Annotated in this window: 13 protein-coding genes; 6 read left to right on the top strand and 7 right to left on the bottom strand. The window is 61.3% G+C overall.

Annotation, left to right across the window (positions count from 1 at the left end; all coding sequences use genetic code 11):
* Positions 1-292 precede the first annotated feature (292 nt).
* Entirely contained in the window at positions 293-1,306 is a 1,014-nt protein-coding gene (locus tag AB4Z52_RS13895; RefSeq protein WP_442218631.1) for a ligase-associated DNA damage response exonuclease, read from the bottom strand.
* 104 nt (positions 1,307-1,410) lie between these two features.
* On the opposite strand from AB4Z52_RS13895, the gene AB4Z52_RS13890 reads away from it, so the two are divergent.
* Positions 1,411-1,824, top strand: coding sequence for a YkvA family protein (locus AB4Z52_RS13890; RefSeq protein ID WP_442218509.1), 414 nt, complete (start codon positions 1,411-1,413; stop codon positions 1,822-1,824).
* Positions 1,825-1,875: 51 nt separating this feature from the next.
* Here the strand turns inward: AB4Z52_RS13890 and AB4Z52_RS13885 are convergent, their stop codons facing one another.
* Positions 1,876-4,206, bottom strand: coding sequence for a sensor domain-containing protein (locus tag AB4Z52_RS13885; protein ID WP_442218508.1), 2,331 nt, complete (start codon positions 4,204-4,206; stop codon positions 1,876-1,878).
* 231 nt (positions 4,207-4,437) lie between these two features.
* On the opposite strand from AB4Z52_RS13885, the gene AB4Z52_RS13880 reads away from it, so the two are divergent.
* Entirely contained in the window at positions 4,438-5,811 is a 1,374-nt protein-coding gene (locus AB4Z52_RS13880) for a TIGR03808 family TAT-translocated repetitive protein (RefSeq protein WP_442218507.1), read from the top strand.
* A gap of 100 nt (positions 5,812-5,911) precedes the next feature.
* Positions 5,912-6,571, top strand: coding sequence for a glutathione S-transferase family protein (locus tag AB4Z52_RS13875; RefSeq protein WP_442218506.1), 660 nt, complete (start codon positions 5,912-5,914; stop codon positions 6,569-6,571).
* Positions 6,572-6,583: 12 nt separating this feature from the next.
* Here AB4Z52_RS13875 and AB4Z52_RS13870 read toward each other — a convergent pair whose 3' ends face one another.
* Positions 6,584-7,480: a LysR substrate-binding domain-containing protein gene (locus AB4Z52_RS13870; RefSeq protein WP_442218505.1), complete on the bottom strand. Its 897-nt coding sequence runs from the start codon at positions 7,478-7,480 to the stop codon at positions 6,584-6,586.
* 141 nt (positions 7,481-7,621) lie between these two features.
* Between AB4Z52_RS13870 and AB4Z52_RS13865 the strand changes: the two genes are divergently transcribed.
* Positions 7,622-7,831, top strand: coding sequence for a hypothetical protein (locus tag AB4Z52_RS13865; RefSeq protein WP_442218504.1), 210 nt, complete (start codon positions 7,622-7,624; stop codon positions 7,829-7,831).
* A 422-nt stretch (positions 7,832-8,253) separates the two neighbouring features.
* Positions 8,254-8,616, top strand: coding sequence for an MmcQ/YjbR family DNA-binding protein (locus AB4Z52_RS13860; protein ID WP_442218503.1), 363 nt, complete (start codon positions 8,254-8,256; stop codon positions 8,614-8,616).
* A gap of 21 nt (positions 8,617-8,637) precedes the next feature.
* Here AB4Z52_RS13860 and AB4Z52_RS13855 read toward each other — a convergent pair whose 3' ends face one another.
* Entirely contained in the window at positions 8,638-9,258 is a 621-nt protein-coding gene (locus AB4Z52_RS13855) for a glutathione S-transferase family protein (RefSeq protein WP_442218502.1), read from the bottom strand.
* Positions 9,259-9,392: 134 nt separating this feature from the next.
* Complete coding sequence (locus tag AB4Z52_RS13850) at positions 9,393-9,749, bottom strand: DUF4406 domain-containing protein (protein WP_442218501.1); 357 nt, start codon at positions 9,747-9,749, stop codon at positions 9,393-9,395.
* A gap of 122 nt (positions 9,750-9,871) precedes the next feature.
* Between AB4Z52_RS13850 and AB4Z52_RS13845 the strand changes: the two genes are divergently transcribed.
* Positions 9,872-10,627 carry a DeoR/GlpR family DNA-binding transcription regulator gene (locus tag AB4Z52_RS13845; RefSeq protein ID WP_442218500.1) on the top strand — a complete coding sequence of 252 codons (756 nt, stop codon included), beginning with the start codon at positions 9,872-9,874 and terminating at the stop codon, positions 10,625-10,627.
* Here AB4Z52_RS13845 and AB4Z52_RS13840 read toward each other — a convergent pair.
* Entirely contained in the window at positions 10,584-11,351 is a 768-nt protein-coding gene (locus AB4Z52_RS13840; RefSeq protein ID WP_442218499.1) for a hypothetical protein, read from the bottom strand. The genes AB4Z52_RS13845 and AB4Z52_RS13840 overlap by 44 nt on opposite strands.
* A 143-nt stretch (positions 11,352-11,494) precedes the next feature.
* On the bottom strand, positions 11,495-12,502 hold the full coding sequence (locus AB4Z52_RS13835; protein ID WP_442218498.1) for an asparaginase: 1,008 nt from the start codon (positions 12,500-12,502) through the stop codon (positions 11,495-11,497).
* Between the last annotated feature and the right edge of the window lie 40 nt (positions 12,503-12,542).

Raw genomic sequence — 12,542 nt, 5'->3', positions numbered from 1 at the left:
CAGATGCCGTTCTTCGCTTGCCACTCAGAATACTCGTCGCCAAGGCTCCTCGTCCCCCTCATCTGACCTGACGGGCATCTTCTCCCCGTTGGGCAGAAGGGGGAGGATGCGACGCGCAAGGAAAAACCCCCTCTGGCCTGTCGGCCATCTCCCCCGCAAGGGGGGAGAGACGCGGCCGGCTTGCCTGGCGCCAAGCAGAGAGCCCAGTCGCGGGTTAATCCCCTCCCCCCTGTGCGGAGGGGTTGGGGAGGGGTTCTTGCCAATGCCGACATTCTCCCGTCCATGGCAGCCATCAATCCCCCTCGTCCTCGTAGCCGACAAGATGCAGGGGCTTTGCCTCGATGCCCTGGAGTTCGCACCAGCGCACCAGCGCTTCCTCGCGGCCGTGGGTGACCCAGACTTCGCCGGGCTTGAGCTCCGAAATGGTTTCCACCAGCTCCGGCCAGTCGCAATGGTCGGAAATGACGAGCGGTAGTTCGACGCCGTGCTGCTTGGCCCGCTGGCGGACCATCATCCAGCCGGAGGCGAAGGCCGGAAGCGGATCGTGGAAGCGCCTCGCCCATCGGTCGGCAAAAGCCGATGGCGGACCGACGACGACGGCGCCATGGAACATCGCCTGGTCGCTGCGGCTTTCGATCGTCGCCGGCAGCAGTTCGCCGAGTTCGATCCCCTGGCTGACGTAATACTCGCAGAGCTTCGCGAGCGCCCCGTGGATATAGATCGGTCGGTCATAGCCAGCGTCGCGCAGAAGCCGGATCACCCGCTGGGCCTTGCCGAGCGCATAGGCGCCGACGAGATGGGTGCGTTCCGGGAATTGTTTCAGCGAGCCAAGCAGCCGGCGGGTCTCGGACATCGGATCGGGGTGATGAAATACCGGCAGGCCGAAGGTCGCCTCGGTGATGAAGACATCGCAGGGGACCGGTACATAGGCCGCACAGGTCGGATCGGGCCGGCGCTTGTAGTCCCCTGACACGACGATGCGCATGCCGTCCTTTTCAATGGCGATCTGCGCCGAGCCGAGCACGTGGCCGGCCGGATGAAAGCTCACGCGCACGCCGTTGATATCGATCTCCTTGCCGAAGACTGCCGCCTGCTCGGCGCCGGCAAAGCCATCGCCGTAGCGCAGCCGCATGATGTCGAGGGTCTGGCGGGTGGCAAGCACGTGGGCGTGGCCGGGTCTTGCATGGTCGGAATGGCCATGGGTCACCAGTGCCCGATCAACGGCGCGCACGGGATCGACAAAAAAGCCGCCGAGCGGACAGAAGAGCCCTTCAGGGGCAGGATAGAGTAACGCATCGGGCCTCATGGCAGGCAAGATAGCGGCAATTCCGCCAAGGGCCATAGCGGGACTGCCTTTACGGTTGCAATCGGCCTTTGAATCCGGATGGACTATACTTCCAAACACTCGAGATGGACCCTTCGCGCGCAACGAACCTCAGCAACGGAATTCAATCTGCAAAACAATGGGCAAGACGGATCAAGCGTGATGCGATTGCGCCCTGGCTGGCTGCGCGAGATCCAGGGACGCCGGCTGCGGCAAAGATCGTCGCCGGAGCCGTTGCCGCCTATGCGCTTTCGCCGATCGATTTGATCCCGGATTTCATTCCCATAATCGGCTATCTCGACGATCTGCTGATCGTGCCGCTCGGCATAGTGCTTGCCGTACGCCTCGTCCCACCGGTGTTGATGGCAGAATTTCGTGAGCTTGCGCTGCAACGGAAAGGTCGCCCCGCCAGCCGCGCGGCGCTGGTGGTAATCGTTGCAATCTGGATCGCGCTGGCTGCCATCGCCTGTTGGTATACCTGGTCAAAAGCCACGCGATGACCGACTGGTCGAAAATGATCGCGGCATGCGGAAGGCCGCCTGCCCACCCACTCAAACGGACTGGCTGGCGAATGCCCGACACCCGTCCAGCAACAGACGCTCGATCGCCTCTGGCGCAACGGCCTTCGAGAAGCGGTAACCTTGCGCGATGTCGCAATGGCTTTCGCGCAGGAATTCGAACTGCTCGTCGGTCTCGACCCCTTCGGCAACGACTGCGAGTTTCAATTTGTGTGCGAGCGAGATGACGGCGGAGGCGATGGCGACCGTCGTCTCGTCGCGCGGCAGGGCATCGACCAGCGACCGGTCCATTTTCAGTCGGTTGAAGGGAAATGTCTTCAGCGCCGAGAGGCTGGAATAGCCCGTGCCGAAGTCGTCGATGGAGAGCCGGACTCCCAGGGCCTTCAGCGCCTGCATGACCGCAAGCGCACGGGGCACGTCCTCCATCAGGGTGCTTTCGGTCAGTTCCAGTTCCAGCCACTGCGGTTCAAGGCCACTTAGTTCAAGCGCTTCGACGACATGTTCGGCAAGTGCTGGATCAGCGAATTGCTTGGCCGAGACGTTGACGGCGACGGTCATTGGCGGCAGGCCCATCTGCTGCCAGAGCTTGTTCTGCCGACAAGCTTCGTTCAGCACGAAAAGGCCGAGCGGAATGATCAGGCCGCTATCTTCGGCAAGCGGAATGAAGCGGCCCGGCAGCAGGACGCCCTGCGTCGTATGCGCCCAGCGCACCAGTGCCTCGATACCGATAATCGCGCCGGATGCAACGTCGACCTGCGGTTGATAGTCGACGAAAAGCTGGTTCGAGACGATCGCATAGCGAAATTCTTCCTCTTCGCTGAGCGGCACGGAACTCTCCGGATCGCGCTTGTCGGCATAGTGCTGCATCGTGTTGCGGCCAAGCCTCTTCGACCTGTACATTGCTGCATCGGCGTTGGCGAAGAGCTCCTCGGGCGTATGTCCGTCTGAAGGAAAGGCGGCGATGCCCATGCTGCAGGTGACGACGATCTCGTTGCCGCGGATCTTTAGCGGGCGGGCGATCGCCTTCTGCAGTTCGCGCAGGCGGCGGGCGATGCCGACATCATGGCTTGCCTGATGGACGAGGACAACGAGGAACTCATCGCCGCCGAGGCGAACCACGAAATCCGAGGCGCGCAGGCAATTGACCATGCGGGCGGAAAGCTCCTTCAATACGTCGTCGCCGGCGCCGTGACCGGCGCTGTCGTTGATGTCCTTGAAATTGTCGAGGTCAATATAGGTAACTGTGACCTTGCGCTTGTGACGTCGCGCTTGAAAGAGAATCTTGGCCATCTGATCCTTCAGGAAGGCCCGGTTGGGCAGTCCGGTCAGGTCGTCATGATGCGCCATGAAATAGATGCGATCCTCGGAGCGTTTGCGCTCGATGGCGATGCCGGCAATATGGGTGGCCACCGCCACCAGCTCCAGCTCGCTTGCCAGAGGCTCACGAACCTCAGGCGAATAAAGGGCGATGGTGCCCAACACATTACCCTGCGCGGTGACGATCGGCGTCGACCAGCAGGATCGCAAATTGAATTGCGCAACGACACCGCGAAAATCTTCCCACAACGGGTCCGTCTCGGTGTCGGAGACGATCACCCTCTCGCCGCGCCACGCCGCCGTGCCGCAGGATCCAACCTTCGGACCGATGGCGACGCCGTCGATGAGCTTGCTGTAGGTCGCCGGAATGTTCGGTGCAGCACCGTGGAAAAGATGGAGGCCTTCAGGATCGAGCAACAAAATGGAACCGCTGATACCGATCAATTCCCCCTCGACCAGCAGCACCAGCGCTTCGAGGATCATTTCCAGCGGTTCATTCTTAGCGATCATCTCCAGAAGCTCCGCCTGGCGGCGGCGCAACTGTTCCTGACGCTTTCGCTCGGTAATGTCTCTGGAAATGCCGATCAGGCCGATGACCTCATTGCGGTCGTTTCGCAGGGGAATCTTCGACGTCAGTCGGCAAGTCGTCTTGCCGCCGGTCAAGGATGGTATCAATTCCTCCATGTCGAGCCGCGGCTGACCTTTGGCCATGATGTCCTGTTCGACCGCATGGAATTGCAGCGCATAGTCATGCGGCCAAAGCTCGAAGTCGCTCCTGCCGGCAAGTGCTGAGGGGTCGTCGAGACCCGCGCTCCGCGCGGTTGCGGCGTTGGCGAAGACGAAGCGGCTTTCGCGATCCTTGACAAAGAAAAAATCGGGAAGCTCGTGAACGATCGCACCGAGTTTCAGATCCCAGATGCTCTCGGATGGGTCGGGACTGCCGGCTGCGAGCAGAGCCTGCGTCACGGCCAGCAGCTTTTCGCCGTCCGTCTCCGGCGTGGACAAATCCCCTTCCGCCAACGACCGCACAGCACTCATTTCGTTCATAGTGCGCATCCCCTCCAAGGTCGACGTCAATCCCGAAGACGGTAAGATTGAACATGATTTGCTTATACAAGTACTTTACTTCAAGTCGCTTAATTGGAAGGGTAAATGGAACATCAATACAGTCCAAGAGTTGTGTCCTAGTGAGCGAGGCCGCCCAACCCGTCCCATAACAATGCAATCCGAGGCGGTACTATTCCTGCTCAGATCTGCCAACACATTTGGAGTTAAATATTGTTCAGCCGTCGCCAGCTGTCCGTAGCCCTGACTGGAGCCGTCGCAGCTGCAGCGCTTGCGCCGCGCGCTTTCGCAGCACAACTTCCCAATCTCTCGTCTCCGGATGCGCGCGGCGCCCTTATGGCCGACGCCTACAAGGCGACACCCGATGCCGGCGGTACCGGCAATGGAAGCCGCAAGTTGCAGGGGATGATCCAAGCCGCTGCCCGCGACAATGCGGCGGTCTTCATGCCGCCCGGCACATACAACCTGTCGAACCTGACGCTGCCTGACAATACGCGACTGGTCGGAGTGGCCGGCGCAACGCGGATCGTCTACGGCGGCGGCGGCCAGCTGATGACCGCCAATGGCGCCATGCGCATCCAGTTGTCCGACCTCGTCATCGACGGCGCCGACCGCGCGCTCGGGGACAATGCCGGCCTCCTGCAATTCACCGGCGTCGGCGAAGTGCTGATCGACAATTGCGAGATCGTCGGCAGCAGCAAGAACGGGATCAGGCTCGATCGCTCCGGCGGGCGGATCGAGCGCAGCTCCATATCAGGTGCTGCCTGCTCCGGCATCTTTGCGACCGACTCCGCAGACCTTGCGATTACCGGCAACCGCGTCGACAATTGCGGCAATGGCGGCATCCTGATCTTCCGGGGGAAAAAGGGCGAGGACGGCACTGTCATCTCCGGCAATCGCGTCTCCCGCATTGCTGCCAAAAACGGCGGAACCGGGCAGAACGGCAACGGCGTAAACATCTATCGCGCCGACAATGTCATGATTACCGGCAATCACATTTCAGACTGCGCGCTGACAGCCATTAGAACAAACGCGGCGTCGGATGTTCAAATCAGCGACAACCAGTGCCTGCGCTCAGGTGAAACGGCGATCTTTTGCGAATTCGAGTTCGAGGGCGCCCTTGTCAGCGCCAACCTGATCGACGGCGCGGCAAACGGCATCGCCATTGCCAATTTCGACAAGGGAGGCCGGCTTGCCAGCGTCACCGGCAATCTCATCCGCAACCTGTCGCTGACAGCACCCTACCCCCAGAACGGCGGTTTCGGCATCGGCATATCGGCGGAGGCCGATACGTTGATTGCCTCCAACGTCATCGAAAATGCGCCGCTCTGGGGCCTGAAGCTTGGCTGGGGAACCTTTTTGCGCAATGTCGTCGCCACCGGCAATATCGTCAGGCGCGCCAATGTCGGCTGCGCCGTCACCATCGTCGGTGGGGCGGGCGCCTGCGTCATTACCAACAACCTGTTCGAGAACGTGCCGAAGGGAGCGATCGTCGGCTTCCAATGGGACGCGGCCGGGTCTCAGGACCTCGTCGGCGGAAGCAAGGCCTATGCCAACCTTACGATCGAATCCAATCGGCTGGTCTGACACGACCCATCAAAAGCTTTCATTGCGTCATCATCGTGGACTGCTTCCGTTTCCCTTGGCGATTGCATAGGCTTGGCCAAGACAAAATCGGGGGAATATCATGCTGACGATCTACGGCGTCTACCGCTCGCGCGCCTCTCGCAACTACTGGATGGCGGAGGAACTCGGCGTCGAGTTCAAATCTGTGCCGGTCATCCAGGCGCGGCGCCTCGACAACCCGCTGGCCGTTGACGCCCCTTTCAACACCATGTCGCCGGAGTTCGTTGCCATCAACCCGATGGGGCTGATCCCCGCCATCAAGGACGGCGATTTCGCAATGCACGAGTCGCTGGCCATCAATCTCTATCTCGCCCGCAAATATGGCGGACCGCTTGCCGGCAGGACGCCGGAAGAGGAAGGTTCATTGATCATGTGGACGACCTTCGCAGCGACGACTCTCGAGCCGCACACGATCAGGGTCGTGCTGACATATGACTACGCCCAGGAAAACAGCGAGGCCGGACAGGCCGCGATCGCGGCTGCCTGCCGTGCGCTGAAGCGGCCGCTCGACGTTCTCGAACAGCAGCTTGACGGGCACGACTATATGGTCGGCGATCGCTTCACCGCGGCCGATCTCAACATCGCCGAGGTGCTGCGCTACGTACAGACGGAAAAGGCGCTGTTCGACAGCCGCCCCAATCTCAAGGCCTGGATCGAGCGCTGCCAGTCTCGCGCAGCCTATAAGGCGATGCAGGCAACACGGATGCGGGAACCCGAATAACGCGTCGCCGTCTCAGGCGAAAAATCGCATGCTTTCGGCCATCTCATCGCGGATCCAGCGTTTGAACGCGGTGACTTTCCGTGGCTCGCGCACGCCTTGGGGCGTTACGAAATAGTGCCCGAAGCCGGTCCGGACCCGGATGCCGAAGGGGTCGACAAGTTGCCCGTGTTCCAGCGCATAGGATGCCATCGTCTGCCAGGCGAGCATGACCCCCTGCCCGGCGATAACGGCGTCGAGGCATAGCGATGCGTCGTTAAAGATATGGCGTTCCTCCATCGCCGCACCCGACAGCCCGACCTCGCGCAGCCAGGTCTCCCAGGTGAACATCGCCCGATCGTCGATGACAGCCGGCAGGGCCAGGATATCGGCCGGTGCGGTCAGCCGGCCGGCAAGCGCCGGTGCGCAGACCGGAAAAATCTCCTGCGCCAGAAGCAGTTCGGCTTTGACTCCTGGCCATTTGCCTGCCCCGACGCGAATGGCGATATCGACATCGGAACTTCCGGGATCGATGATCTGCGTCGTCGCGTCCATGCGCAGGCGAATGTCAGGGTAACCGGCGGCGAAGCGGTCGAGGCGGTGGACAAGCCAGCGGGATGCAAAGATCGGCGCGATCGATACGGTTAGGATGGTGTCGTCCTGGCGTTGCGCCACCGACACTGCCTGCGACAACATGTTGAAGCCCTCGCCCAGCCGCGCCAGCACGGGCAGGCCCGCCTCTGTTGCCACCATGCCCCTCGACGTACGTTCGAAAAGCTTTCGTCCCAGCTGGGCCTCCGCCTTGATGATCTGCTGGCTGACCGCGCCGATCGTCACCCCAAGCTCATCGGCCGCCGCCTGCAACGAGCCGAACCGACCAACCGCTTCCAGGGCCCTGAGGCCGTTAAGATGCACGCTATTGAGATTTCGCATATAGGAAATCTATAACATTCAGTTTTTAATCTCAATTGAAAATTGCGGGGTGTGATGCGATTTTAGGGACATTGAAGTGGATTTCGTTCCAGGATTGCTGATCTCATCGAGCTTTCCAGCGAACGAAGAAGGGAGGCAGTCATGTCGCTGCTGCAGATTTTCTTCAGGCATATCCTTGAGTATGACGGGGTCGACGTCGAAGCGGACCCGCTACAGCATCCCGATCTGGCAGTGATGTCGCAGCGGGAATTGGCGGACTTGCCGCTGATGCCGGCAAATCTTGGCAGGCACCTGTGCCCCTCATCCGGCCTGTCGGCAACCTTCTCCCCGCAGGCGGGGAGAAGGGGATAGGCGCACCTTCCGTCGCACATGACCTCACCGGACGGGCGCGGCAGACACGATCGTCCCCTCTCCCTCTAACACGAGGGCAGTTGCATATAGGAGGCGGATTGGCGGTCGCACGCTCCAGCCCTCATGGTGAGGGGGCCAGAAGGGCCGTCTTGAACCACGAGGGCTGGTCTTGGGGCCGCTTGCCTGCGCAAGGCCATGAACATCGGCGCAAGCGCCCTCGTCCTTCGAGGCAATTCTTCGAATTGCACCTCTGGATGAGGGCTCAACGTCTCGGCCCCGGTTTCAGTGCCCTTCATACGCGATTGCCCTGCCATAGAACGGAGACAGGGCTAGATTGAGGGGCGAGACCTCGTCACCGAACCAACCCTTGGAAGCCGCGCCCGCTTCTATATGATGCAATCGAAGGCCGCGGGGATTGCTCCATGACAGACGTCGGCATCGACACGGTCTACGACCGGCTACAGAGATTGGCAGCGAAAGCCGATCTGCCCGGCGTCGAGATCGGGACGAATTATGGCATGCCGGCGCTCAAGGTCGGCGGCAAGGCGTTTGCAACGGTTAGGGATGCCGATACCATCGTTCTGTCGATCGCCATCGTGGACAAGGAATTGCTGATCGAGATGGCGCCCGAAATCTATTACCAGACGGACCATTATCGCCGATGGCCTTCGTTGCCGTTGCGGGCGGCTGCCATCGGCGACGACGAGCTCACCCAGAGGCTCGTCGATGCGTGGCGCTTTCGCGCCCCGCGCAAATTGCAGACCGCACTTTTTGCCAGCCGATGAGAACCGATCAGGCTTGATCGATCACGCCTTTTCTAGCGCAAGCGCTCTTTGGACGGCCGGCCGCTCCAGCATGCGGGCATGATGGGCGTCCACTTTGGCAAAGCGGGCCCGGTCGACGCCGTCGCCGGTAAGCCAGCGGCTCATAGTGAAGAGATAGGCATCGGCGACCGAATAGTTTTCACCCATGACCCAGGGACCGGCCAGCATCTTTTCCTCGATGACGGCAAAGCTGTCGCCCATCGTCTGGGGCACCTTCGCCTTCATCGTCTCGATCGCAGCGGCATCGTCCGTCCAGCGGCTGCCGCGGCGGCCATGAGCGTGGTTTATGTGCACCGTCGAGCAGAGGTAGCTGTTGAAGGCCTGCATCCGGCCGAACGCAAAAAAATCCTCAAGCGGAGCGAGCCGCGCCGAAGAGGCCACCTGGGCAATATAGGCAAGAATAGCGGGCGTCTCGGTCAGGGTGCCTCGGTCGGTCACCATCGCCGGGACGCGTCCCTTGGGATTGATTGCCAGATATTCCGGCGTCAGCTGCTCGCCCTTGCCTGTATCGATCCGCTTGCCTTCATAGGCAAGGCCGCTCTCTTCAAGAGCGATGAGGCTGGCGAGAGCGCACGTACCCGGCGCAAAATACAATGTCAGCATGCTGATTCTTCTCTCCCTTTGACTGGCAGATATAGCGCGTTCGCCGCTCGGCGGAAACGGTGTTGATTGCCAGATCGGGAAATGATGCGCGAGCCGGAACCGGGCGTGATCGCCCGGCTCCATTTCCATGGCCCTCAGGCGCAGCCGGGGACATCTTCGAGGCGATGCCAGACGGGGATACCACGCTCGCGGGCGATGCGGACGTCGTTGTCAGCACCCTTGGAGGCGCCTTCAAGCCGCAGGACGCCGTCGCAGAGTGCCAGCAATCTGCCGGCGGTCGGATGAAAGATCTCTTCGTAGAGCTCGTCGCCGACGGTTGTCCCGCCCGCGGCGTTCCAGACCGGCAGCGCCACCCATTCGCCGATCATCGGCAGGTGGCCGGCTTTGAACAGAGTATGGGACGGCGCTTCCAGCCGCGCGAGGTTCTCGGCCATCTTCACCGGGTCGTCTCCAGTGCCCGAACGATAGGGGCCGGCAATCAAGATCAACATATCCATCTCCTTCTTCACCCCGCGTCATGCAGGTATTTGCACGAATATGCGTTTATTTTCTTGAATGTCGAGTCATCTCGACTAACGTACAACGAAGTGAGCAATTTCGTGCAGGAGCGCACATGCTGACCCATAAACGTCAAGCGACAATCCTCGATATCCTGCGCAGGGAGGGACAGGTGATCGCCAAGCAGGTCGCGGAAAATCTAAATCTCTCCGAAGACACGATCCGCCGCGATCTCCGCGAAATGGCAGCAGAGGGCGTGCTTACGCGCGTCCACGGCGGCGCGTTGCCGATCGCGCCGGAGCTGCCGGATTTTTCCACCCGTCGAAACCTGGCGTCGAAGGAAAAGCAGCGGCTCGGATTCTATGCGGCGGGGATGGTAAAGCCCGGGCAGATGATCTTTCTCGATGGCGGGACGACAACGGCGGAGATCGCCCGGCAGCTGCCACGCGAATTCGCCTTCACCGTGGTCACCCACAGCCCGACGATCGCCGGCGAACTCGAGCACCATCCAAGCGCCGAGGTGATCCTGATCGGCGGCTCACTCTACAAGCATTCGATGGTCGCGACCGGTGCAGTAGCGATGGCGGCGATCTCGACGATCCGGCCGGATATCTTCTTTCTGGGGGTCACCGCGATCCATCCGGCGAGGGGTCTGTCGACCGGCAATGTCGAGGAAGCGGCGATCAAGCGGCATATCGCCCAATGCTCCGGCCAGACCTATGTGGCAGCGACTGGCGAAAAGCTCGATGCCGTGTCGCCCTGCCATATCCTGCCGCTTGAGGCCATATCGGCGCTGATCGTGCCGCTTGCGCTTGGCGAAGACGTTCTCACACCCTACCGGACCGCCGGCGTGGTGATCCTGCCGGCATGAACGGCTGAAGCGATGCCGCTCCCGCTTGCGTCCATCTGTCGGGCGCAAGGCTCGCTAGCAGGGACAGGACAAAGAAGGCGAGGACAACATAGGACGGCGCATCGTCGGCGCCGCCGAGCCGAAGGGCGAAGGCCATTCGGGGCTGTGCGTCGGCGATCATGGCTGCGAGATGCGTCAGGTCGAATTCCTTCGAAAGGAAGGCCGGTAGGCCCGGGCTGTCGGAGATGACAAGAAGCGCGGAATGGCCAGCCGCAAGCGCGACGGCATAGTGCAGCGGGCGCCAGCCGCTGAAGGGCCTGCGACCATCATCCTCGAAAGGCAGCGCCAGATAGGCACCGAAGGCAGCGAGGAACAGCAGCGGTATCGGGAAGGCGTCGATGATCGCTTCGAGCTGCAATTCTCCATGCCAGATATTGGAAAATAGCAGCGGAAACGGTCCGATCGCCAGAAACCAGGCAGCCACAACCAAATGCCAGAGGGGACTGAGTTTGAGATAATGGATGCGGCCAATCGTGCACACGAACAATATGGCGCCGGCAAGCCAGAAGCCGCCGGGCTTTACCGTTTCCGAGAGAAAGAGGACGAGTGGCCCACAGGAGCCCGAGCCCTTGGCGCAGCCGGAGCATTGAACGATCGCCCAGCTGACATAGTCAAAATAGACCGCGAAGAACAGGAACCCCGCGATCGCAATCAAACTCCACCAGAGATAACGACCCGCGAACATCCCTCACCCTCAGTGGCCAAGACGAAATCATACGAGCAAAGTCTACGCTAAAGCCCGATCGCCGCATCAGCAGCCAGCGGCCTTTGTTTGACTTATATTAGCAATAGGTTAAATGCCGGTGAAGGTGAGCGAGTTCGGCACAATCACGCTGTCAGGGCTGGCGTCACCCAGATATCGCCGACATGGATGCCGTTCCAGTTGCTCAGCGATTTGTTCGCCATCGCCATCAGTCCTGCATGGACATCCCCGCCCTTTTCGAAGAAACGGGCAAGGGTCGCCATCACGATCGCTTCGGCAGCGCGGCTTGCGCCGTCATCGCATTTCAGGGCTATGGCGATGCCCTGCTGCGGGATCGCGGCGCAGAAGACGCCCTCTGCGCCGGTCTTGGCGAAGATGCGGTCGGGAGCGACTTCCATCAGCTTGGTGCAGGCGCGGCCGGTGCCGGCGACGTAGAATGGCTCGGCCATGCAGGCTTCGAACAATCGGCGGGAAGCCTTTGCGCGCAGGGGCTCGAGGCCGGTGCCGGTTGCCATCCTGGCAAAGCCGTGGGCAAGGCCCTTGAGCGGCACGGCATAACTGGGGATCGAGCAGCCGTCCGTGCCGCAATTGTCGACGCCGAGTGCTGCACCCGTGAGGCTCTGCATCGTGTCGCGGATCTGCTGCTGCAGCGGATGGTCGTAGCCGACATAGCCCTTGGGATCGACGCCCTGATGGCAGCAGGCACAGACGAAACCCGAATGCTTGCCGGAGCAATTGTTGTGCAGCGCGGTCGGCTTGTCCAGCGTGCGCGCCTGGTGGATCAGCGTCTTCTGGTCGAACGACCAGTGGGCACCGCATTCGAGCGTTTCCACATTGCAGCCGGCCCGCGCCAGCATCGATGCGGCGAGCGCCACATGCTCGTCCTCGCCGCTATGCGACGCACAGGCCAGCGCAAGTTCCTTGTTTCCAAAGCCATAGGCATCCGCAGCACCACTTTCGACCAGCGGCAAGGCCTGCATCGCCTTGCACGCCGAGCGCGGAAAGACGGCCGCATCGATATCCCCGAGTGAAAAGACCACCTTGCCGTCACCATCGACAACCACCACCGAGGCGCGATGCCGGCTTTCGACGAGATTTCCGCGGGTGACTTCGACACAGACAGGATTTGACATCAAGGCGCTTTCTCATAGATTTGGTCGGCGCATTGTTAGC

The organism is Rhizobium sp. 2YAF20 (assembly GCF_052114685.1).
Taxonomy (GTDB): Bacteria; Pseudomonadota; Alphaproteobacteria; order Rhizobiales; family Rhizobiaceae; genus Rhizobium.
The sequence above is the reverse complement of the archived record's forward strand: the minus strand, read 5'-3'. Positions and strand labels throughout refer to the sequence as shown.

Bases quoted from the DNA above. Each gene is read 5' to 3' on its own strand.
- AB4Z52_RS13855 (WP_442218502.1), bottom strand. From the start codon at position 9,258: ATGCTGACATTGTATTTTGCGCCGGGTACGTGCGCTCTCGCCAGCCTC.
- AB4Z52_RS13845 (WP_442218500.1), top strand. From the start codon at position 9,872: ATGCTGACCCATAAACGTCAAGCGACAATCCTCGATATCCTGCGCAGG.
- AB4Z52_RS13895 (WP_442218631.1), bottom strand. From the start codon at position 1,306: ATGAGGCCCGATGCGTTACTCTATCCTGCCCCTGAAGGGCTCTTCTGT.
- AB4Z52_RS13890 (WP_442218509.1), top strand. From the start codon at position 1,411: ATGGACCCTTCGCGCGCAACGAACCTCAGCAACGGAATTCAATCTGCA.
- AB4Z52_RS13885 (WP_442218508.1), bottom strand. From the start codon at position 4,206: ATGAACGAAATGAGTGCTGTGCGGTCGTTGGCGGAAGGGGATTTGTCC.
- AB4Z52_RS13850 (WP_442218501.1), bottom strand. From the start codon at position 9,749: ATGTTGATCTTGATTGCCGGCCCCTATCGTTCGGGCACTGGAGACGAC.
- AB4Z52_RS13860 (WP_442218503.1), top strand. From the start codon at position 8,254: ATGACAGACGTCGGCATCGACACGGTCTACGACCGGCTACAGAGATTG.
- AB4Z52_RS13865 (WP_442218504.1), top strand. From the start codon at position 7,622: ATGTCGCTGCTGCAGATTTTCTTCAGGCATATCCTTGAGTATGACGGG.
- AB4Z52_RS13870 (WP_442218505.1), bottom strand. From the start codon at position 7,480: ATGCGAAATCTCAATAGCGTGCATCTTAACGGCCTCAGGGCCCTGGAA.
- AB4Z52_RS13840 (WP_442218499.1), bottom strand. From the start codon at position 11,351: ATGTTCGCGGGTCGTTATCTCTGGTGGAGTTTGATTGCGATCGCGGGG.
- AB4Z52_RS13875 (WP_442218506.1), top strand. From the start codon at position 5,912: ATGCTGACGATCTACGGCGTCTACCGCTCGCGCGCCTCTCGCAACTAC.
- AB4Z52_RS13835 (WP_442218498.1), bottom strand. From the start codon at position 12,502: ATGTCAAATCCTGTCTGTGTCGAAGTCACCCGCGGAAATCTCGTCGAA.